Below are 21,725 nucleotides of genomic sequence, written 5' to 3'. Positions count from 1 at the left end.
TCACTTTTCGGTGCAGAGATCCTCACAGATCTTCTTCATTTTTATCGCATCCCTCTCGAGAACCGGGCTCTCGCTTATTATCACTGCATTGATCCCGACCTCTCTGTAGGCTTCGCAAACATCCTTGAACTCCGGTCCGTAGCTCTCATCGAGCGCGTGGTGCTCCTTCTCCCCTCCCCTGGTGAACTCTATCTTCGAAAAGTGCGTGTGCAGAGGATCGATGGCTTCTCTCCCCAGCTCCTTCTCGAGCTTCTCTATAACAGCTATTACATCCCCCGGACCTTCCGGGAACTTCCCCAAGCTCCTGGCGTGCAGGTGGGCCCAGTCAACGACTGGCCTGCACCTCTCCACCTCTCTGCATATCTCGATGACATCATCAACCGAACCAACCTGCTTCGTTTTTCCCGTGGTCTCCGGGCCGAGCCAAACGCCCTCGGCCGCAATCTGCTTGGATCTCTCCCTAACTTCCTTGAGGGCCTCTATGACCTTTGAAACCGCCTCCTTGATCCCCCAGTCCAGATAGTACCCAGGGTGAAACACGACGACGTAGCTCCCCATCCAAGCTGAAGCCTGCAGAGCATCGAGCAGCCTCTTCTTGCTGCTCTCAACTTTCTCCCTCTCCACGGCGGAGAGGTTTATGTAGTAGGGAGCATGCATGCTGAGAACGACTCCGCTCTCCCTCGCTGCGCTTCCGAGCTTCTCCGCCCTCTCCCTCGAAATGTTCACCCCCCTCACAGCTTCGTACTCCATGGCATCCAGCCCGATGCTCCTCAAAAAGCTCGGCGCTTCCAGCAGATCCCCGGAGAGATCAATAGGCTTCCCTGCTGGTCCAAACCTCAGCTTCCCACAACCCATACTGCATCCCCTTTCATAGATCTTGTACAACTCAGAGATAAAACTTCATCCCATCCCTCGCGGCGTAGGTGGTTGGGAAGATCCTCCTGGCCTCCATCTCCAGGGCCTCAACATCATCGCTGTACCTGCTGCTTATGTGGAACAGGAAAAGCAGCTTCGCTCCAGCTTCCTTAGCAATCCTCGCAGCATCCCCAGCTGTTGAATGCCCGAAGCTCCAGGCCTCTTCGCGCAGCTCTTCGCTGAATGTGGAGTCGTGCACAATGATCTCAGCTCCCCTAATCCTTTCGATGTAGCTTTCACAGGGCCTCGTGTCCCCCGTATACGCGAGGGAGAACCTCACCCCTCCTCCCCCAGTTTTTCCTATGATGAGGTAGCCGAAAGACGGAGACGCTGTGTGGCAGGTTTCGAACGGGACTATCTCCACATAGCTTCCCAGCTCGATCCTCTGGGGCTCCCTCACCTGTATTTCGAACTGAGGCGAAAAGCCTGTGATCCTGAAAGATGATTCGAGAAACTCGCTCAGCCCGGGGGGCGACATTATGAGCAGGGGCTTCTTCCTTGACCCCATTCCCATTGTCTGGATTAGGCCGGGCAGTCCAAAAATGTGGTCCCCGTGGAGGTGCGTGACGAGAACAGCATCTATCCTCGAGGCTCCGATTCCGTATTCGGAGAGAGCCAGCTGGGCCCCCTCCCCAGCATCTAGAAGCAGGTACTTCCCCCTGTACTGCAGCAGGATGGAGGGCAACCTCCTCCCCCTATTCGGTACCCCTGCCGAAGTGCCGAGAAAGACTAGCCAGGAGTCGCTCATTTCCTCACCAGCACCAATATTGTTCGCGTCAGTCTGTTGTGCACGTACATGGGGCACCTGAACTTCTGCTCGAATTCGCTCGGAATAGAGAGCCTCCTGGCTATCTGCTCGTCAACTGAAACTACCACCCTCCCACCGCTCTTCAGGAGGTTTGAAAGCTGGAAGAGCGTCTTCGAGAGGAGATCCGCCGCTTCGGAATAGAGAGACCTCACAGACCTGTCATATGGAGGGTCGCTCACCACGAAATCGAAGGCGCCGCTCCTCGCTGGGATGAGCGAGGCATCGGCCCTGAAGACTTCGAAGGGAGCCCCGGAGAGCTCCTCCAGATTTCTTCTAGCCCCAGCGCACATATCCCGCCTTATGTCGCTGCAGAGGAGCTCTAGCCCCGTCCAGACCTCTGAAGCGGCAAGAGGAATTGTTGCAGTTCCGCAGAACGGATCGTAGAGCTTTTCTCCATGACCAGGAGAAGCCAAGTTCACCAGCAGCCTGGCATACCAGGGGTTCAGAGCTCCTGGCTTGTAGAACGGGAGATTGTGTGGATTCCTTCCCATCACATCTCCCTTCCCCTCGCTCGATATCGGCGCTCCGGCTATTATTACCCCCTCTGACATGTAGACATCGATGGGGTCCGCGCTGCTCCTCCTCTCCGCACCGCACCTCTCCTTCAGCACCTTTTCGACCGCCCGAGCGGCATCTTCCCTCTTCATTTTTCTGTTCATTCCCTGCACCCTCTTGACGCGGATGTCTCCGAAGCTTTCCACGCACTTCAGGTGCCAGATCCTTCCTAGCGCATCCAGAGCTATGCTCACAGCTCCGACTGATCTGATGGTCGAGGATCTCCGCTGAGCGAGAACTAAGCTTTCCCTGCTCTCCAGCTCAAAGAGAGCGAGTCCTGTGAAATGGTAGACCTCCCTGAAGCCCTTCTCCTTCTCCAGCAGGGAGACGAGCTCGGCTCTGCTCAGGCACGGAAACTTCTCAGATATGTCGGCATAGAAGAGCTCGCCCAAATCCAGGATTCCTCGGCTGCTCTTTTGAGGCCCTCGCTATTAACTTTTCCCTCACGAAGAGCCCAGGGCCTCTCTTATGTATGCCGCAGCCTCTCTTGAGACATCGAAGTACTCCACACCCTGAATTGGAGGAAGGGTGTTTGCAGCGATCACCTCCGAAACTCCCGCGCTCCTCAGCCTGCTCTGCGCCTCCCCCACCATCAGGGCGTGAGAGACGGCAACATACACTTCCTTCGCCCCGGAGCTCTTCAGGAGAGATGCAGCCTTAGCCACTGTCCCCCCGGTGCTCAGGATGTCATCAACGATGACTGCGCTCCTGCCCTCCACCTCGATCCCCTCGGCGCTGACCTCAACCTCCCCAGTCTTGAGGTCCCTCCTCTTGCTGAGGACGGCGAGAGGCGCTCCGAGCCTTCTCGCTATTGACGATGCTCTCTTCTGCGCTCCAGCGTCAGGCGCCACGACAAGAGGATCCCTGACAACGCTCATTATCTTTGCAGAGAGGGATTCCTCTGGAATCACGTTGTATGCTTTCCCCCTGAAGTAGATGAGCGATTTCTCTTTGTGTATGTCGATTGTTACCAGGGAGCTCCCTCCCATGAAGGACAGGATCTGCAGCAGGGCCTTCACGCTCACGGGCTCCCCTGCTATGAAGGCCCTGTCCTGCCTGCTGTAAGCCATATATGGAATATAGAGAACGATCTTCCTCGCCCTACCTTCGCTCAGGGATTCCATGATGAGCAGGAGCTCCCAAATGGAATCGTTCTGGGGTGGAGCGAGCGACTGCGCTAGGACTACCTCCCTCCCTGCAACATCTCCCTCCACCCTCACGTAGCTCTCTCCATCCGGGAACTTCTTGCTCTCCAGCCCAACGATCTCTGCGCCCAGCTCCTTCGCTAAGCTGCTGCAGAACCACTGCGATTTCGTTCCGCATAAAAGGACCTGGTCCAAGTGAAGACCACCATGCAATTTGGAATATGAAGCATGGCTAAAAAACTATCCTCTTCTCTAATATGCCCTTTGCGACCTCTCTCACTGCCCTTCCAACCGAAGAAGATTTCGCCATCCTCTTCAGAATTTTGTCCTCATCCTCACCATATGCCTTCTTCCACTCTTCTATGCTGTCAGCAATCCTCGCGAGAGCCCTCTGGTGTACTATGCACAGTCCACCATCAAGGGCCGGGAGGTCGCAGAGCTCGCACTTCTGCTCGGGAGACATGTAGCTTTTCATATAGCTGCTCAGCTCATTCTCGAGCCTCAGCGCCTTATTGAGCTCGCCCTCCAGAAACTCCCTCGCTTCCTTCACCACCTCTTCCCTCCCCTCTTTTCCCTCCCTTATTCTGAAGAGCCTCTCTTCGAACTTCCTGGTCAGCTCCGTTTTGGTTATGTCCGGGAACTTCTCCTTCAAGAAGAGCGCCACAGCGATGCCGAGCCTGGTAGGCCTCACTCCTCCCCCAGCCTGAACCAAATACCCCCTCTTGAAGAGCGTTTCTATTATCTGGGCCCTCGTAGCCTCTGTTCCTATGCCCTCCCTCTCCATCCACTTCAGCAGCGAGGTCTTCGTGTGAAGCCTCGGCTTTCCCTGGAATACTGCCTGCACTCTCGCGGAGACAACCTCGACTCTTTCCCCCTCCTTCAGAGGAAGAGCCTTCTCTCTTCCCGCCGAGAAGGGGTAGATTGAGGTCCACCCAGCCTTCACAAGAGCTCTGAACTGTGCTATAAGCCTCTCTCCTCCGGCAGAGATTTGGACCTCCTGCCTCTCGATCAGCGCGCTTTCCATGAATGCCGCTATATATCTCCTGGCTATCAGGTCGTAGAGCTTGAATTGGTCCCCCTTGACCCCCACCGGTCTCTTTCCGGTCGGATATATGGCTGGATGCGCAGGATCTTCTTTTTCTCCCTGCACTGGACTCAGCTCTCCTCTTCTGAGCACAGCAGATGCGGCCCCTCTGTAATCACCGATTTGGGAGAGCTCGCTTAGTATCTTTCTGTGCGGGATGGAAGGGGGGAGCTTTTCGCTGTTGGTTCGAGGATAGCTTATGAGGGCGTCGAGGTAGAGCTCTTCAGCCAAGCGCTGTGTGTAGCTTGGAGAGAATCCATAGACTCTGGAAGCCTCGTACTGGAGCTCTCCCAGATTGAAGGCAGGAGGCGGGCGGAGGGATTGTTTGCTGATCTCAACCTTCTCAACAACTCCATAGCCGGCGCTCACTATCTTCTCCCTCCTCTCGACGGCCTCCTGCCTAAGATTGAAGGGAGAATCGGCGTGGGTTGATGAAAACTTATCGCCTCTGAAGGACAGCTCCGCCCTCAGCGCAAACTTGGGCGGCGAGATGAAGGTCAGGAAGTCGAAATACCTCTCCACTGCTTCGACCAGCGTCGGGGTCTGAACTCTTCCAGAGCTCAGCACCCTCTTCTCTCCTGCAAGAGAGTTTATCCAGCTGAGCAGCCTGCTCAGGTTTATTCCCCAAATCCAGTCCAGCTCGTGGCGGCAGATTCCAGCTTCTATCATCTCCCAATCCAGATCTGATAGAGAGGAGAATGCCGCCCTGAGCTCCTCCTCCGTGAGCGTTGAGTACTTCATCCTGAAGGCCCTGGATCCGTTGCCGAGCATCTTCACTATCATGTATCCTATGACTGAGCCTTCAATGTCGAAGTCGCATGCATTCACATAGGCGGAAGCCCTCCTGGCCAGCTTCGAAAGAACACTGTAAAACTTCTTCAAGTGCCCAGATCCCCTTTCGGCCTCCCACCTGGGCACCCATTCGTACTCGAAAACAGGAAAACCCCTCTTCTTTGTCGAAAGAGAGAATAAATGGCCTGCCGCACTAGCGACCACATAAGTCTCCGATCCTCTCTTGAAGACCCAGTAAGGCACGCCATATTCCCTGCACTCCTCCGCATTTTTGGAGAGAGCCCTGGAGATCGCTGCTCCAGCCTTTGGCTTCTCTGAAATTATCAGCACGAATCCGTCTTCTATAGAGTCAGAGCAGCTCTTCCGCACAGATTTCGGCATGAGTTGAGCACATCCTCTGCCCGCTCTTCTGCATTCAAGCCCCTAATTTAGCAATCTCGAGAAAAAGCTTATTCAAAAAGAAGCGATGAGAGATTCATTTTTCCCAGAGAGCGGAGAGATCCTCTCTTTATCTTCCAAGCTTGGACTTCTTCTCCGCTTCAATCAGCCACTTAACAGGTATCAGCTGCTTGACTCCCCCCCTAAGCCACCTCGCCACTGTTATGGGAAGGAGCCCCTCTTCCAGCTCCTTCTCTGCTATGTATATCGGGTCCTTTGGAATTCCTGAAAGGTCTATGAATGGCGGCGCTCCGAGCGAAAGTTGCAGAGCCCTAGCGCTTATTATCCTGGCTCGCTCGAATCTAGTAAGCCTTTTCGGAGGAATTATTTCTTCGACGCTCTTGGGAATCGTGAAGCTCATAAAGTGAACCCCCAAAAACAGCAACAGAACAAAAATATGGTTATGAAGTTGAGGAGATTAAAAAGTTTTCAGAACTCTGGCATCTTGGGAGTTGAGCCGGGGGCTCCCCCTTCCTCTCCTTCCTTCCCCTTCTCCTTCTTCGGCGGCTGAGCAGCGATCAAGTCGTCGATCTTCAATATCGTTATTGCTGCCTCCACGGCGCTCTTGACAGCCTGCTTCTTCACTATTATAGGCTCAATGATGTTCTCATTGAATGTGTTCTCCACTATTTCTCCCGTGATGGCGTTTATCCCTGCCTGGACTTTACCTTCGCTGTGGAGCTGCCTCAGCTTCATCAAGGCGTCGAGTGCATCAAGACCGCTCGTCTCAGCGAGGATCATGGGTATGGTTTCAAGCGCGTCTGCAACAGCTTCCACTGCCAGCTGCTTCTTTCCGCCAAGGGTCATGGCGTACTTCCTGAGCTGGAGAGCCAGCTCTATCTCCGGAGCACCTCCTCCGCCGATGACCTTCGGATCCTTCATGACGTTCCTGAGCACATGCAGGGCATCATTAATGCTCCTCTCGGCCTCGTCCAGTATTATGTCGTTGGCTCCTCTGAGCAGTATCGTCACGCTCCTCGCATTCTTGACTCCCTCGACGAAGACCATCTTGTCGTTTCCTACCTTCCTCTCCTCTACAAGGGTAGCTTCTCCAAGATCTTCTGGCTTGAGGTCCCTAATGCTCGTGACGATCCTTCCTCCAGTGGCCCTCTCGAGCTTCTCCATATCGCTCCTCTTCACCCTCCTCACGGCCAGTATTCCTCTCTTGGCGAGGAAGTGCTGCGCAACATCATCTATTCCCTTCTGGCATATCACGACGTTTGCTCCAACTTCGGCTATCTTGTCAACCATCTCTTTGAGGAGCTTGGTCTCTTCCTCCAGGAATGCCCTCATCTGCTCGGGACTTGTTATGTTTATCTTGGCTGAAATCTCGGGCTTCTTTATCTCGAGCGGAGCATCCAGCAGTGCTATCTTGGCGTTCTCGACCCTCCTCGGCATGCCTGGATGCACGACCTCTTTATCCAGAACCGTTCCCCTCACAAGTATCGAGTCGGTGAGGGATTCGCCTTTCTTCTTCTCTATCTTTACGTTATCGAGCCTCACATTGAAGCCTCCGCCGTTCTCAATTGGTTCAGCAACAGCCTTCGCAGCCTCAAGTATCAGCTCGGTGAGCTTCTCTTGAGTAGCACCGCTTCCAATGTACTTGCTAGAGATCGAGGTCTTTATGAGCCTCTTGAGCAGCTCATCGTCCTGAGTGGAGACCTTGACGGCAATGCTGTCCAGAATCTCGATAGCCTTGCTCAGCGCATTCGAGTACCCCTCCATGATGAGGGTCGGGTGGATGTTCTGATCCAGGAGGAACTCCGCCTTTTCCAGCAGAGCGCCTGCCAGGACCACGGCGGTTGTTGTTCCATCGCCAACTTCAGCGTCCTGAGCTTTAGCCACCTCGACTAGCAGCTTTGCTGCTGGGTGGTTGACCTCCATCTCCTTAACTATCGTGACGCCGTCGTTCGTCACGGTGACGTCTCCGAAGCTGTCAACCAGCATCTTGTCAAGGCCCCTAGGCCCAAGGCTGGTCTTCAGGATCTCAGAGAGAACCCTCGCGGCCATGATATTTGCTCTGAGAGCGTCCCTTCCAGTTGTTCTCTGCGTTCCTTCTTTCAGTATAAGTACGGGTACACCGTAGCTCATAATTGTATCACCTCAAGCGTTCGTTATGCAGATGCATTTCTCTATCAAGACGAACTCAACTTAAATCATAAATCTACTTCTATAAAAACTTTTCGCTAATCTCAACAGTCTCACTCCAGCTTCGCTTCTCGAGCTCATCGGATGAGGCCAGCGTGCTTGTTCTCCTCCCCTTCCTTTCCTCCATATCCCGAAACGCCGTGCACAGAACCAATACGTTAATTATTTTTTCCTTCGACCCGCAGATTTGAACGGGTGCAGAGCTGTTGGAAGCGGGAAGGAAGATTTTCCACACGCTGCTTTCTCCTGAAGAAGCTCTCGAAGCCGTAAGGAGAGAGGGGCTCCTTTCGCCTCTTGGCACCGAGGCTGTGAGGTTGGAGGATGCTGTCAATAGGGTTCTCGCAGTTGACATCTACTCGCCCATCGACTACCCTCCATTCGACAGGAGCGAGGTCGACGGATATGCAGTTAACTCCAGGTCCGTTGAAGGGGCAGACGAGCTTCATCCGATCAGGCTCAGGCTCAAGGGAGTGCAGAGGATCGGGGTACCACCCTCACTCGAAGTTGGAGAAGGAGAATCCGTTGAAATAGACACTGGGGCAGCAATTCCCAGGGGCGCCAGCGCCGTCGTGATGGAGGAGCACACGGTTAAGCTGAGCAGCGAATCCGTCGAGGTCAGGAGATCCGTTGCTCCCGGAGAGAACATCTCTTTTGCTGGTTCGGACATAGCGAAGGGGGAGCTGATACTTCCGAAGGGGAGCATACTGTCGGCGGAGAAGATCGCTGTGCTCAGCTCTCTCGGCATAGACAAGATAGAAGTCTACAGGGCTCCGAGGGTTTCGGTTCTATCGACGGGAGACGAGCTCGTGGAGCCTGGATCTCCCCTTAGTCCTGGAAAGATATATGAGTCAAACGGCAGGATGGTCATTTCCTACCTCTACTCCATGGGAATCAAGCCGCTTTTCGCAGGCCTCGTCCCGGATAACTATGAAGCAATGCGAAAAAAGGCCGAGGAGCTCCTCGAGGGGAGCGACGTTGTCATAACGAGCGGAGGAACCTCTGCCGGAGAGAGAGATGTGGTCTATCGGGTCTTTCAGGACCTGGGAAAAATAATCGTCCACGGGCTGAGAATGAAGCCTGGAAAGCCCACAGTTATAGCAGCCTCGGGGAGGAAGCTCCTCATAGGCCTCCCGGGCTTCCCCCTCTCAGCCCTCTCCAACATGATCCTCCTCGTGGAGCCTATGCTAATGGAAATGATGGGCGCCCAGCCGAAGGATCTGAAGATGAAGGTGCTTTTTTCCGGGAAGCTGAGGAAGGGGCTCGGGAAGACATGGGTTCTACCCGTGCTGCTGAGCAGAATTGGGGAAAGGCTGTTCGCAGTCCCCCTACCCTATCAGTCAGGCAGCGTTTCAGCCCTCATGAGAACCGATGCTATTGCGATACTTCCGGAAGATGTGGAAGTCGTTGAGGATGGAACCCCGATCTACGTTGCTCCGCTGGCCAGGAGAGGATCCCTTTGGAAGGAAGCTCTCATCGTCGGGAGCCACGATCTCCTCCTGCCCGAGATCATTAGGGAGCTCGGCCTTCTAGAAAGAGTTGGAATGGCTTTCGTAGGATCTTTCAGGGGGCTCTCCCTCCTCAAGAAGGGAGTCATCGACATCGCACCTATCCACCTCCTAGACCCAGCAACCGGAGAGTACAACATCCCGTTTTTGAGGGCGGATGAAGAGCTCAGGGAGAAGGCCGTGCTGATAAGGGGGTACAGGAGGAAGCTCGTTCTGGCGTACAGGAAGGGGGAGGAGGTGAGCGGAATTGAGGAGCTTATGGAGAGAGGAAAAAGATTCGTCAACAGGAATGTTGGCTCTGGAACTAGAGCATACGTCGACACAATGCTCAGCAGGCTGGCTGAGCGAATGGGGGTGAAGAAGGAAGAGCTCTCGAGAAAGCTCAAAGGATACGAGTATGAAGCCCCCAATCACAACGCCGTTGCCGCTGCCATTGCTCAGGGGAGGGCGGATGCGGGCATATGCATTGAGCACGCAGCTTTCCTGTACAATCTCGACTACAGGGAGGTTGCCGAAGAGCGCTATGATTTCGCAGTTCTGAAGGATAGCATGGAAAAAGGAGCCGTGAAATCGCTGATAGAGCTCCTCAGGAGCGGAAGGCTGAGGGAGATCGCTGAGAGATACCACGGCTATGAGATCGATGAGGCAGCAGGAAGAGCAGTCTGCTGCTGATCTTTCTGCTCACTCTCACTTTCTGTGGGGGCCTTCGTACCTGTCTACCTCCTCGAGGAGGTGGTTCAGAACATCCTTGAAAATGCTGATGCCCACCTCAACAGCGTTCTTCGAACCAGGCAGAACCACTGCCACCTTTCCATCGGGGAGGATGAAGAGCTCGCTCCTGGATAGAATAGCGCTGATGCCAGCTGACTCGAGCGATTTGAGCCTGAAGAGCTCTCCAAATCCTGGGAGCTTCCTCCAAGCAAGGCTCTCCAGGACATCCACCGTTATGTCCCTCGGGCTCGGTCCCGTTCCTCCAATGAAGACCAGAACCCTGCTCCTCGATTCCCTCACAGCCCTCACTATGTCCCTGTAGCTGTTCCCAATATACTTCATTGAATCTACGGCATACCCAAGCTGCTCGAATGTTCTCTTCGCCAGGGCGCCGCTTTCATCGGTTGCTTCTCCAGAAGCGACTCTATCGCTGACGACCACTATCTCTATCATCCGCCTCCCCTCTTCACCCTCTTCCTCTCCCCGACGATCCAGTAATCTCCATCTTCCCTCCTCTCCAGCTTAAATATTGGAACCTCGCTCTTCACCCTCTCCACTGTCTCCTCGAGGGCTGGGAAAGCCTGCTTCCTGCTGGCAGCTGCAACAGCTACAAGCATCGTGGGATCTCCCGGCTTCAGCCTGCCGATCCTGTGCACCACTGCAATCCCCTTCAGCCCCCACTTCATTGCTTCCTCCTCCGCGATCTTCTTCATCGCCTCCTCTGCAGCGCTCCTTATGCTGTCATACACCAGCTCGTTCACCTTGCCCCCATCTTCCACTGATCTCTTGACGGTTCCGAGAAAAGAGGCTATGCCTCCGACTTCCCCCATCTCATCGCCTGCCTTCAAGATTTCCACGACCCTCTCGAGCTTCAAATCTTCCGGATCCTCCGTCGCTTTCGCAAAGATGACAACCATCTCTCACCCTCCGGAAAACCTTGGAGCGATCTCTATGAGATCGCCCTCCTCTACTCTCCTCTCTGGGCTTGAAGGCCTTCCGTTTATGAATATCACGAGGCCGTACTCCTTCTCTGCTCCGGGCGGTATCAGCTTCAATACGAGCTGCCTCGCCTCTGCTCCCTCTTCAGCTTCAACTTCCTTTATGCCGCCGATTATGTCGGAGTATATCGAGATCCCCCTAACCCTGACCTTCATTTTCACCCTTCACCTTTTTCAGGACTTTTATTTCCTCTATGCATGTGCTGGGGTACTGGCCCATCTCATCCTTCTCATACTTCTTAACCATGTCCCAGATGTTCAGGAGAGCGGCGGAGACCCCTGCCAGAGCCTCCATCTCAACCCCGGTCCTCGCGTGCGCTCTCACGGTAACGTAGACCGCAACTCGTTCATCTTCGAAGTCGAACTTCACGTCTACGCCGCTTATTGGAATGTTGTGGGTGAGCGGGAGGAGCTCAGGTGTCCTCTTCACGGCCATTATAGCTGCTAGGGTTGAAGCCGAAAGCACGTCTCCCTTCTCGACCTTCCCCTCTCTTATCATAGCTATCGTCTCTCTCTTCAGCCTGATCTTTCCAACTGCTGTCGCCTCTCTGTAGACCTCGCCCTTCCCGCCGACATCCACCATCTTTATTCCCATGCTCTCACTCTCTCCTGAAGAAAGGCTTCCTGAGCTCAACGGCCCTGCGAAGGGCCGCGGCCAGCGCCTCTCCATCTCTTCTTTTCATGGGCTCTAAAAAATCAACATACGGATCTTCAACGAAGAGGCAGGTCTTGAACTTAGCATCGGGGGTTACCCTGAGCCTCGTGCAGCCTTCGCACAGGGAGGGGTTGCCGTATCCCTTCACGAACGTGACTTCTATGCCTGTGGACAGCCTGTAGCTGGGGCGGTTCTGAAATGCCTTCACCTCAACATTCTCGACCAGATCTCCCAGCAGGCCCTCGAGGCCGTTGAGGGGGAAGTGCTCCTTGGAGTAGACTGCTGGAGGCGTTCCCAGGGGAATGAGCTCTATAACGTTCACATCCGCTCCAATGCTGGATGCGAACTGCACTATGCTCCTCAGCTCATCTGCATTGGAATTCATCAGAACGAAGTCGAGCTTCACTTTTATGCCGTACTCCTCCGCCATCTTTATCCCCTCAATAACCCTCCTCAGGCTCCTGGATCCCCCAGTAAGATATGCATAGGTGCTCTCGCGGAGGGAGTGAAGGCTCACGTTTATCCTCTCTAGCCCCCCTTCAGCCAGGGCTTTAGCCCTATCGACGAGGAGCGAGCCGTTCGAAGTCATTGTTACCCTCCCTCCCGCTTTGCTGATTTCCGCCACTATCTCTCCTATGTCATCCCGGATCAGGGGCTCACCTCCAGTTATCTTGTAGTCCTTCACTCCAAACTTAACGGAAACCTCAGCTAGGAAGCCGTAATCGGAGGGATCCATCAGTTCATTTCTTGGCGAAGAGGTTATCCCCTCTCTGTGGCAGAAGATGCAGGAGTAATTGCACCTCATTGTGACCACAAGCCTGTAGCTGTTGACGCACCTGTTGAATCTGTCTCTCAACACACATGCTTCCAATGGAGCTCATCCTCTCGCATTTCATGAGATCCCAAACTTTCACTTGAAGATTCTGAGGACTGCTATAGGTATTTGCCGTATATATACGTAGGAACGGGACACATGACTATCCTCCTCGCCCAGAGGCAGTCGGCGCAGCTCGGAGAGTTCCCCCAGCAGTCCACATCCGTGGTTTTTACAAAATCGCAGGAATCCCTCAGGGGGCAGTCGATGCAGGAAGGGTACATGTAGTTCTTCATGATGAACCTGAACCTCGAGTATTCCCTGCTCATCCAGATCTCCGCGAGGCTCCTCTCCTTCACATTTCCAAATGAATAGGCGTTGACCTTCTTCTTCCTCCCGAAGATGTACTCGTAGTAAGTGTGGAGGAACCTGTAGCACGGAGAGACCTCACCATCCCACCTGATCACTGCTGCATTGTTCTCGTCGAACTCGCACCTCCTCTCAGTAGTGAGCCTGAAGTTGGGCAGCTTCACGTATATCCCGTAGGTAGCGATCTTCTCAACTTCATCAACTATCTTTTCCATATCGACGCTCCCATCGTAAACTATATCGTCCTTCTGCTCTTCGCTCAGCGGAAGTAGGTTCGTTACGAGAACCGAGTCCACGCCTATGTCCCTCAAGTATCTGACAAGCTTAGGCAGGTCTCTGTAGTTCTCCTTCGTCACGACAGTCGTTACAGAAACGGTTGGCTTTCCGGAAGAATTTTCTCTTATCCGCCTGATCAGCTCCCTTATCCTCGAATCCACGAGGAGGGAGGAGAGATGACCCAGCGATGGAAGAGTGGGTTGCGTCGGGAGCGAGTCCATGGAGAAGTAGACGAGATCCACATCATTCCTTACAATTTCGTCGATCAGCTTGTTGCTCAGAAGCGTCCCGTTGGTCGTTATTCCGAGAGCGTATCCCCTCTTCTTCACCTCCCTCATCATTTCCAAAAATCTCGGGTGGACAAGAGGCTCACCGATGCCGCCGAATATGATCATCCTAAGCTCGGGAAAAGCCTCGGCATCCTTCAAGATCTTCAAGAACAGATCGAAGCTCATGTCACCGTCTTTATCTTCCCAGTGCTGCTTGAAGCACATCTTGCAGTTCAGGTTGCACCTGCTGGTTATCTCGAGATAGAGGTAGTGCATGTCGAGCTTTGGTCTCACAACTACCTCGGCATCCCAGAGAAAAAACCTGTGCTCCAGCTGGTCCAATTTCAGCCACCGCCGACCGGAGGGAAGATCACCACAGTGTCTCCATCTTTTATTTCAGTATCTAGACCCTTCAGGTGAAGCACGTTCACCCCATTCACCAGAATGAGGAAGCCCTTCTCCAGCTCTTTCTTGAATCCGGGGTAGCGAGAGTCGAGCAGATCTATCAGCTCTCCCACAGTTTTTGCCCCCTCAACTTCAAGGCTTCTCGATCCCACAATATCTATCAGCATGGCATATACTCTAACATGGATCATTTCAAACAACCCAGCAAGCTTTGAGAAGACGTTAAAAAAAAAAATTATTTGGCCAGGGGGAGGAGGTCCAGCTCCTTCAGCTTCTCCTCCGGTATCCTCCCGTCCTCTGTCCACCCTCTCAGGGCGTAGTACCTCGGCAGCATTTCCTTCAGCCTCACTGTCCTTCCCTTGTTGGGGCCTTCAGGCATTGGCTCCTCCAGGAACCTTCTCGGAAGGGTGTCCTCCGTCTTGGGATCCAGGCCTGCCTTCAGATTGAAGAGCCTCTCAGCGTTCCATATCCTCTCCCCGATCTTGAGGTATTCCTCAGTTGTCAGGTTCCAGCCAAGAGCAGCGTTAAGCATATCTCTGTAGTCGTCGGGACCGAGGCCGAATGTTGTGAAGAGGCAGAGCCCAGCAGAGTCAATTATAGCTGTAAGGTCCTGGAAGAGAATGAGCATCTTCACCTTATCATCGCTGATATCGTGGGGATCCATCTTCTTTGGATAGCCGAGGATCTCCGGGCTTATCATGTAGTTCTTTATGTGGCATCCTCCCCTGTTGTTTGTAGCGTACCCGAGGCCATGGCCTTCGGCTCCCCTCGGATCGTAGGCAGGAAGCTCCATCTTCTTGACTCCCATGAAGTACTGCTCTCCGTTGTACATTTTTGCCAATCTGTACCCTCCCTCAGCCAGCTTGTCTCCAAACCCATCCCTCTTGGCGAGCTTCTCTATGTAGTAGTGGAGAACTTCGGTGTTGCCCCATCTTAATGGGGGAGCAGACTTTCCGAGCTCAGAGTCCTTCAGGAGGCCCTTCTCGTAGAGCTCCATAGCTGTTGCGAGCGTCCCTCCTGTGGAAATAGTATCCAGCCCGTACTCATCGCACATGTGGTTCGCTTCAATGATGCTGGCCAAGTCGTTTATCCCGAGGTTGGATCCCAGAGCAAATATGCTCTCGTACTCCGGCCCTTCTGTAACCCCTATTGTTGGGAGCTTGTTCATCCTCGCGCATCCTATTGGACAAGCGAAGCACGGATGGTTCCTTATCAAGTACTTATCGGCCATCGCCTCGCCGCTCTGCTCAAAAGCATACTGGAAGACGCCGGTCTGGAAGTTCCTCGTCGGGTAGAGGCCGTTCTCGTTTATTATGTTCACGAGAACAGCTGTTCCGTACTTTGGAAGCCCTCCTCCTGCAACTGGATCAGCCCTGAGCTTGTTTATCTTCTCCCTTATCGTGAGCATGAACTTCTCTCTATCGGCAATTGGCACATCCTTGGTTCCCCTCACTGCTATCGCCTTCAGCTTCTTGCTCCCCATAACGGCTCCCGGACCGCCCCTTCCGGCAGCCCTGTGGACATCGTTCATAACGGCGGCTATCTTAACGAGCTTCTCTCCTGCTGGCCCTATTCCAGCCACCTTGATGTTCTCGTCCTTCAGCTCCTTCCTGATTGCCTCCTGGGTTTCGCTCATTATCTTTCCCCAGAGGTGCGAAGCATCCCTCAGCTCCACGTGCTCATCTTTTATATATAGGTACACGGGCTTTTCGGAAGCCCCCTCTATCACGAGGGCGTCGTATCCTGCTCTCTTGAGCTCAGCACCGAAGAATCCCCCCGAGTTGGCGAAAGTTATGTATCCCGTTAGAGGGCTCTTGGTTACAACGTTGTACCTCCCGCCAGTCGGAGCGCTCGTTCCAGAGAGGGGTCCCGGAGCAATTATCAGCTTGTTTTCCGGAGACAGCGGCTCGACTTTAGGATCCATCTCCTTGAGCAGAAGGTATATAGCAAGGCCCCTGCTGCCGAGCCACTTCCTGGCGAGCTCTTCGTCCCAGCTCTCGACCTTTATCTGCTTTGTCGTCAAGTTCACTCTGAGAAACTTCCCCCAATTACCATACATTTTTACCACTCTTATTCAGGTTGTGATTCTCTAAAGTTAATAATTGAGAAATCATCATATAAAAGAATTTCGCATTTTAATTGCACATAATATATTTCTTAACGTTTTAAAAATTAATATCATTATTTATTTTACAAAAATATACAAATAAAATTTAAATGAACGTTAAATACTTTTAATTCGTAATCAACGAAGAAGTTGAAGCTAGCGATCGGAGCCTGAGGCCTTCAACCTTCTGAAGGCCGCTGCCAGCCTCTCCGCCTCCCTATCTAATTGCTTTATCCCAAGCCTGTGAATGCAGTCTTCCGGAATTTCAGCTGAAAAAACTACAAATCCCTCGGGATCCTCGAAGATCTTGACCCCATAAAGGAGGAAGTTAAGCTCAAAGATCTTCCTCTCCAGCCCCTCGCTCAGCAGGTCTGTGAGGAGGGAGAGCCTGACATACCCCTCAACATCTCTCTCGAGGAGAAATGCCAGCTCTCCGCCTTCGCTTTGGCATTTAGCCATAAGAACCTCTTCTCTTATGAGGGTCGAACAGCCCTTAGCCCTGAAGGCCGATTCAGCTGCTGAGAGCAGCTGCCTGTAGCTCAACCAGCCCACCACGCCCCCGCACTTTTCTTCTCGCCGATCTCACAGATTGAACCAATTTTATCCATTTCATATAGGATATTATGAATGCTTCTCTCATCCGAGTAGTCGCCCGTGCTCATCATTTGAGCTTCTCAGGCTATTTTTAGCTACCCCGGCATCTCTGAGCATTGGCTTCCCCCTCTGCCGCTTCATCTCTTTCAGCAACTCATCGGGAGCTGCATTGACGGGCACCACTAGGCCCGCCTCAGATGGCTGCTCTGCCGTCTTTAAGGCGGGATTAGAGGTTTAGGCATGCAACCCCTTGGCATCGTCCTAGCAGCTCCAGCAGCTGAACAAACTTAAAAACCTTTATGACGCGAGCAGTCCATTGACCTCAGCTTCTCGCTTCGCATTTCCTATGTGCTTCGAAGCTAAGAGGACAGCTCTATGCTCATTCCCACATGGATCTGCTTGAACTTGGAGCCGAAGGCCCTCTGAAGCTCACAGAACGCTTTCATCCCCGTGCAGTGCCCAGCATATATGCTTTCTATATCGAAGGAGGAAAGAGACTCTATAGTCTTCGAAATCCTCTCATCGGACGCCTCTGCAAGATGGAAGCCTCCCAACAGGAACCTGATCTTCCTAGACCCTGAGAGAGAAACAGCCTTGCTGAGGATGTTCACTACTCCCGCATGTCCGCAGCCAGTTATCACGCCGATCCCATCCCTGAGCCTCACAACGAGGGCTATATCGTCAAGGAGCTCATCGTGCTTCAGCCTCCCCTCATCATCAACGAACATGTAGCTTTCCTCGACTCTCTCGAAGTCGCTCTTCCTCTCTATTTCCCCCGTCGTGAAGAGGCCTGGTGCTATTTTGACGGGATCCTTCGTTACGATGGGATAGCCTCCCAACCTCTTCAGCTCGCCCAAGTCATGGAAGGAAACGATTCCAACGGGACGGAGATAGGGCTCTGCGACGAAGGAGGCCTTCAGAGCAAGGGGGTGCATGATTATCGGGATCGTCCTGCCGCCTGCGCTCTCGAGCACCTTCACGAGACCGCCCGTGTGATCCCAGTGCCCATGTGTAAGGACTATCGCATCCAGGCTTCTTGGATCGATTTCCAGGCTCTTCATATTGAAGAGGAGGGCCTCCCCATTCCACCCAGTATCGATAAGCACCCTCTTGACTTCTCTTCCATAGCGGGCCTCGAGAAAGTAGGAAGCTCCGTGCTGTCCCAGGAGCCTCCCCCTGAATCCAACCACATTATCTGCAAGAACAACAACCCTCACGCTGTCAATGGAACCTTCATCCAATCTCTCCACCGCTTTTTCTATCAGCGCCCATATCATATATCTTTTCCGCCGGTTCTCATGGAAAAAGCGGATGTTGCAAGGCTCGGAGGTGCCTAAAAGAGCTCTCATTGGGCACATACCTCTTACGAGAGCAGCAGGTGATAAAGAGAAAAAGCACAATCAACAGATCCGAGCTTTTACGTAATATACTTACTTTTTTGTCAATTATATATATCTATTTTTTTTCTTTTAGATAATTATATAAATCCCGCTCTATATTCGGAAATTTAGTGATCTGCTTGCGCAGCTTCTTTCATGAACTCGATGGAGCCAGGCTGAATCTAGCGCACCTGAAAGTAATGATAGTATCTGGCCTCGGATTCTTCACAGATGCATACGATCTCTTCGTGATCGGTGTAGTTATACTGATACTTTCTGGAAGCGCTCAGACTTCGATACACTTGACCGGCAATCAAATGGGTGCGATAGGCTCCTCTTCTCTGGCCTCGGCCATTCTTGGGCAGCTTCTGTTTGGGAGAATAGCAGACATTTACGGGAGGAAGAAGATCTATGGCGTCGAACTTGCGATACTCATCGCAGGGGCCATCATGAGCTCCCTGTCATGGAGCTTCGAATCTCTCCTGATTTCGAGGATTATTCTGGGAATAGGAATAGGTGGAGACTATCCCGTCAGCGCTACAATAATGAGCGAGTACTCCAACGCGAGAGATAGAGGCAAGCTTGTGGGCCTAGTGTTCTCCATGCAGGGAATAGGAGCAATAACAGCTGTGCTTGCCGCATACACGCTGACAGCCTTCCTTTCTCCTGAGGTTGCTTGGAGGCTTCTCCTGGGGCTTGGAGCGCTACCTCCCATGTGCGTTGTTTTTTTCAGAAGGAGAATACCGGAGACGCCGAGGTACTCGCTTCTGGTCGCGAGGAACCATGAAGAGGCTGTCAGAGGCCTGAGGATGGTTATCGGAGGAAGCGATGGGGATTTCACGAGCAGAAAGGTGAAGATCGAATACAGCATAAACACGTTCTCCGATTTTCTCAAGCGCTTCTGGGAGCCTCTCTTCATCGCTTCATCCACCTGGTTCCTGATGGACGTAGCATTTTACGGCACCGGAATATACTCTGGCTTCATTGTTTCAGGCTTAATCCAGAGAGCCTCTCTCCAATCTCAAATTCTGATGGCAGGGATACCTTACTTTGTAGGGGGCTTCGGATACTTCTTCGCGGCATTTCTGATGGACTCCATGGGGAGAAAGAGGATTCAGATTCAGGGATTCCTTGCAATGGCAGCCATTTACACCGCTGTCGCTCTCTCCATAGTAGCTGAAGGCAGCAGGGTGAAGGAATTAGCTTTACCCAGGGAGTTAGCTTTCCTGATATACAGCGTTTCCTTCTTCTTCATCAATTTCGGTCCCAACGAAACAACTTTCGTTCTCCCCACAGAGCTGTTTCCAACGAAATTCAGGAGCACTGCCCACGGGATCGCTTCAGCTTCAGGAAAGGCCGGGGCCGCTGTGAGCACATATCTGATGCCCATGCTGTTAAACAGCATTGGGATCAGAGGGATGCTCTTCCTCCTTTCTGGGGTTTCTCTGCTTGGAGCTCTGATTTCGATGGGGCTGAAGGAAACAGCAGGATTGGTCCTCGAGGAGGCTTCGAAGGAGAAAGAGCTTCTGAAAATAGCTGCCTGACTTTCTCGCAGGATCAAGCTTTACGACTGCGAAAACCTCGCTTTTTTAAGCAGGAATGGAAAACTTATAAATCTCTAGCTAGTAGTTAATAGTTAGTGAAAACCATGAAGCTGCGCTGCCCTCGGTGCGGATATGTCTGGGACTATAAAGGCAAAAACTTGTACTACGCTACATGTCCCAGGTGCTTGAGAAAGGTGAGCATATCAAAGTATAGGGTTGAGTGAGCATGTCGGGCTATGAAGGTTTCCTAACCCTCTCGGTGAGGATGAGGGTTAGCCCCGAGCCCGAAGCAATTGAATTGTTGAAAAGGTATAGGGATGCCCTCAATTATGCCATAAAATGGGTTGTCGAGAATACTGTTAAAACTGAGAAAGGGTATAGAGTTCTTTCAATATCAAAGACGCACGAAGCTCTTAGTGAGAAGCTGAAGTCTTATAGACTTCCACCGAGGATAGCTCAAGATTGTTATAGAGAAGCTCGCTCAATAGTAAAATCCTATCTAGGCAACGGCGCCAATGGAAGGATACCTAGAGCTAGAACTCTCAGGTTGTGGCTGACTCCAAATCTAAGCTACAGGATTAGGAATGGTTATGTAGAGGTCCTCGGAGGCTTCAAGCTGAAGATTATCGGATGGGACAGGAGGTATGATGCATTTGAGAGCAGGGAAGCGAGGCTTATCTATAGGAATGACAAGATGTTCCTGATGATATATAAGAGAATTCCCAAGCCCGAGGCAGCCCAGCCTAGAGGAATCATAGCCGTAGATGTCAACGAGAAGCACATATACTACGGAAATAAATTTTCTATTGAAAAAGTTGCAACGCCTATCGAGAGAGCAGTTTACTTTAGGAAACTTGCTGAAAATCTTCAGAGGAAATATTCCTCAGCGAAGAATAAAGTTTGGCTAAGGAGGAAAGGCGTTCTGGACAGAATAAGGTATTTCCAAAGAAAAGCTTGGAGCATCATTGAGGACTGGGCAAAGAAGGCTTCCCTAGAGATTGTTACGATAGCTAAGCAGAACAGCTATGCCGTTGCCAGAGAAGACCTGAACGGACTGATAGAGTCCTTGAGGGAGCTGCCTAAAGATCATAGGATAAAAACAATAATGCTGTCGTATAGAAGGTTTGACTACTGGATAGACTGGCAGGCGCAGAAGCACGGAGTTAGAACTGTCATCGTAGACCCAGCATACACATCTTCAGAGTGCCCAATATGCGGTTCAAGGATGGTTGAATCTGGCTACAGAAGATTGAAATGTCCAATATGCGGATTTGAAGCTGACAGAGATGTTATAGCTGTTATGAACATCGAGAAGAAAGCCCTAAAGCAGATGGGGGGATCTCTGACCACCCCGACTGCCCCGCATATGACAGATGTAAGCCCGAACAGATGCGGGGAACCTGTGAGCCCCTGAAGGGGATCTCTCCCCTTTAAAGTGGAGAGGAGGTCAGATAGTGATTTCTGCGATCATCCTGGCGATAGTGAACTACTTCTTCAACGTGATGATTCCCGAAATATCTACAACATACCCGCAGCTCTCAAACATAGCGGTAGTTAAGGACTATTATCCATACGTAAACGCAGTCCTCGTGCTGATTTTGGGCTGGCTCATAGTTTCATCCACTGCTCAGGCGTTCTATGCCATGCTGCTTCCAAAGTACGGGATCTCAGCAGCGGGGGCCGTTAGGAGCTTGGTGAGGATCCTTGGAATCGCTGCCCTTATAGCGGGAGTCGGTGGCAGCGCTGCTGGAGGCGCCGCTGGGGTGGCCCTGGGTGGCTTCATCGGCATGATCGTCGGATATGCTACTCAGCAGGTCCTTGGTCAGGCCGTTGCAGGGATATTCGTCCTCATCTCGAGGCCTTTCAAAATCGGCGACATTATCGATGCTGCTGGAGAGAGCGAGGTTGAAGTGACCGATATAGCGTCGCTGTTCACAACTGCGAAGAGGAAGGACGGGAACCTGGTTCTGATACCGAACAACACGATGATAGGTCAAAAGATAGTTATCCACGAAGGAAAGAAAGCTGAAAGCAAGTAGAGCACATATTTTTCCTTTTCATGAGGTTAATTTTTTAATCTCAATAAACAAACTTTTCAGAGGCTGTGCCGCGGTAGCTCAGCCTGGTTGGAGCGCCGGACTCATACGGAGATCAGGGGAATAGGTCGCTCCTGAGAGATCCGGAGGTCCCGGGTTCGAATCCCGGCCGCGGCAC

General features: G+C 52.4%; 21 protein-coding genes and 1 tRNA gene. 5 read left to right on the top strand and 17 right to left on the bottom strand.

Going from position 1 to position 21,725, the window contains the following annotated elements:
- The 7 genes from ACLGLO_RS02255 to thsA form a co-directional block, all read right to left on the bottom strand.
- Positions 1-855 carry a TIM barrel protein gene (locus ACLGLO_RS02255; protein ID WP_492128778.1) on the bottom strand — a complete coding sequence of 285 codons (855 nt, stop codon included), beginning with the start codon at positions 853-855 and terminating at the stop codon, positions 1-3.
- Between the two features lie 31 nt (positions 856-886).
- Entirely contained in the window at positions 887-1,663 is a 777-nt protein-coding gene (locus ACLGLO_RS02250) for a ribonuclease Z (protein WP_492128777.1), read from the bottom strand.
- Positions 1,660-2,670 carry a TRM11 family SAM-dependent methyltransferase gene (locus ACLGLO_RS02245; RefSeq protein ID WP_492128776.1) on the bottom strand — a complete coding sequence of 337 codons (1,011 nt, stop codon included), beginning with the start codon at positions 2,668-2,670 and terminating at the stop codon, positions 1,660-1,662. The genes ACLGLO_RS02250 and ACLGLO_RS02245 overlap by 4 nt, the downstream gene beginning before the upstream one ends.
- Before the next feature lie 51 nt (positions 2,671-2,721).
- Positions 2,722-3,618 carry a ribose-phosphate diphosphokinase gene (locus ACLGLO_RS02240; protein WP_492128775.1) on the bottom strand — a complete coding sequence of 299 codons (897 nt, stop codon included), beginning with the start codon at positions 3,616-3,618 and terminating at the stop codon, positions 2,722-2,724.
- A 37-nt stretch (positions 3,619-3,655) separates the two neighbouring features.
- A complete protein-coding gene (locus ACLGLO_RS02235) occupies positions 3,656-5,680 on the bottom strand; it encodes a DNA topoisomerase I (RefSeq protein ID WP_492128774.1) in 2,025 nt (674 codons plus the stop codon).
- Between the two features lie 127 nt (positions 5,681-5,807).
- On the bottom strand, positions 5,808-6,098 hold the full coding sequence (locus tag ACLGLO_RS02230) for a DNA-directed RNA polymerase subunit K (RefSeq protein ID WP_492128773.1): 291 nt from the start codon (positions 6,096-6,098) through the stop codon (positions 5,808-5,810).
- 68 nt (positions 6,099-6,166) lie between these two features.
- On the bottom strand, positions 6,167-7,828 hold the full coding sequence (thsA, locus tag ACLGLO_RS02225; RefSeq protein WP_492128772.1) for a thermosome subunit alpha: 1,662 nt from the start codon (positions 7,826-7,828) through the stop codon (positions 6,167-6,169).
- Between the two features lie 263 nt (positions 7,829-8,091).
- On the opposite strand from thsA, the gene ACLGLO_RS02220 reads away from it, so the two are divergent.
- A complete protein-coding gene (locus ACLGLO_RS02220; protein WP_492128771.1) occupies positions 8,092-10,062 on the top strand; it encodes a molybdopterin biosynthesis protein in 1,971 nt (656 codons plus the stop codon).
- A 15-nt stretch (positions 10,063-10,077) separates the two neighbouring features.
- Here the strand turns inward: ACLGLO_RS02220 and ACLGLO_RS02215 are convergent, their stop codons facing one another.
- The 10 genes from ACLGLO_RS02215 to ACLGLO_RS02170 form a co-directional block, all read right to left on the bottom strand.
- Positions 10,078-10,554 carry a MogA/MoaB family molybdenum cofactor biosynthesis protein gene (locus ACLGLO_RS02215; RefSeq protein ID WP_492128770.1) on the bottom strand — a complete coding sequence of 159 codons (477 nt, stop codon included), beginning with the start codon at positions 10,552-10,554 and terminating at the stop codon, positions 10,078-10,080.
- Complete coding sequence (locus ACLGLO_RS02210) at positions 10,551-11,018, bottom strand: molybdenum cofactor biosynthesis protein MoaE (protein ID WP_492128769.1); 468 nt, start codon at positions 11,016-11,018, stop codon at positions 10,551-10,553. Before ACLGLO_RS02210 ends, ACLGLO_RS02215 begins: the two co-directional genes overlap by 4 nt.
- Before the next feature lie 3 nt (positions 11,019-11,021).
- A complete protein-coding gene (locus ACLGLO_RS02205; RefSeq protein ID WP_492128768.1) occupies positions 11,022-11,255 on the bottom strand; it encodes a hypothetical protein in 234 nt (77 codons plus the stop codon).
- Entirely contained in the window at positions 11,239-11,694 is a 456-nt protein-coding gene (gene moaC / locus ACLGLO_RS02200) for a cyclic pyranopterin monophosphate synthase MoaC (RefSeq protein WP_492128767.1), read from the bottom strand. The genes ACLGLO_RS02205 and moaC overlap by 17 nt, the downstream gene beginning before the upstream one ends.
- A 4-nt stretch (positions 11,695-11,698) precedes the next feature.
- Positions 11,699-12,625 (bottom strand): GTP 3',8-cyclase MoaA, encoded by a 927-nt coding sequence (gene moaA / locus ACLGLO_RS02195; RefSeq protein ID WP_492128766.1) that lies wholly within the window; start codon positions 12,623-12,625, stop codon positions 11,699-11,701.
- Between the two features lie 62 nt (positions 12,626-12,687).
- Complete coding sequence (locus tag ACLGLO_RS02190) at positions 12,688-13,758, bottom strand: tungsten cofactor oxidoreductase radical SAM maturase (protein WP_492129116.1); 1,071 nt, start codon at positions 13,756-13,758, stop codon at positions 12,688-12,690.
- 68 nt (positions 13,759-13,826) lie between these two features.
- Positions 13,827-14,078, bottom strand: coding sequence for a MoaD/ThiS family protein (locus tag ACLGLO_RS02185; RefSeq protein ID WP_492128765.1), 252 nt, complete (start codon positions 14,076-14,078; stop codon positions 13,827-13,829).
- Between the two features lie 44 nt (positions 14,079-14,122).
- Positions 14,123-15,946, bottom strand: a complete 1,824-nt coding sequence (aor, locus tag ACLGLO_RS02180; protein WP_492128764.1) for an aldehyde ferredoxin oxidoreductase — start codon at positions 15,944-15,946, stop codon at positions 14,123-14,125.
- Positions 15,947-16,150: 204 nt separating this feature from the next.
- Positions 16,151-16,537, bottom strand: coding sequence for a hypothetical protein (locus tag ACLGLO_RS02175; protein ID WP_492128763.1), 387 nt, complete (start codon positions 16,535-16,537; stop codon positions 16,151-16,153).
- A gap of 410 nt (positions 16,538-16,947) precedes the next feature.
- Positions 16,948-17,829, bottom strand: a complete 882-nt coding sequence (locus tag ACLGLO_RS02170) for an MBL fold metallo-hydrolase (RefSeq protein ID WP_492128762.1) — start codon at positions 17,827-17,829, stop codon at positions 16,948-16,950.
- 269 nt (positions 17,830-18,098) lie between these two features.
- Between ACLGLO_RS02170 and ACLGLO_RS02165 the strand changes: the two genes are divergently transcribed.
- From ACLGLO_RS02165 to ACLGLO_RS02150, 4 genes are all read left to right on the top strand, one after another.
- Positions 18,099-19,511: an MFS transporter gene (locus ACLGLO_RS02165; protein WP_492128761.1), complete on the top strand. Its 1,413-nt coding sequence runs from the start codon at positions 18,099-18,101 to the stop codon at positions 19,509-19,511.
- Between the two features lie 226 nt (positions 19,512-19,737).
- Complete coding sequence (locus ACLGLO_RS02160; RefSeq protein ID WP_492128760.1) at positions 19,738-20,925, top strand: RNA-guided endonuclease TnpB family protein; 1,188 nt, start codon at positions 19,738-19,740, stop codon at positions 20,923-20,925.
- 88 nt (positions 20,926-21,013) lie between these two features.
- Positions 21,014-21,550 (top strand): mechanosensitive ion channel domain-containing protein, encoded by a 537-nt coding sequence (locus ACLGLO_RS02155; RefSeq protein WP_492129115.1) that lies wholly within the window; start codon positions 21,014-21,016, stop codon positions 21,548-21,550.
- A 67-nt stretch (positions 21,551-21,617) separates the two neighbouring features.
- A tRNA-Met gene (locus tag ACLGLO_RS02150) sits at positions 21,618-21,724 on the top strand.
- Position 21,725: the final 1 nt, after the last annotated feature.

Source organism: Fervidicoccus sp. SLHALR4, assembly GCF_058692745.1.
This window is presented reverse-complemented; position numbering and strand designations above follow the sequence as displayed.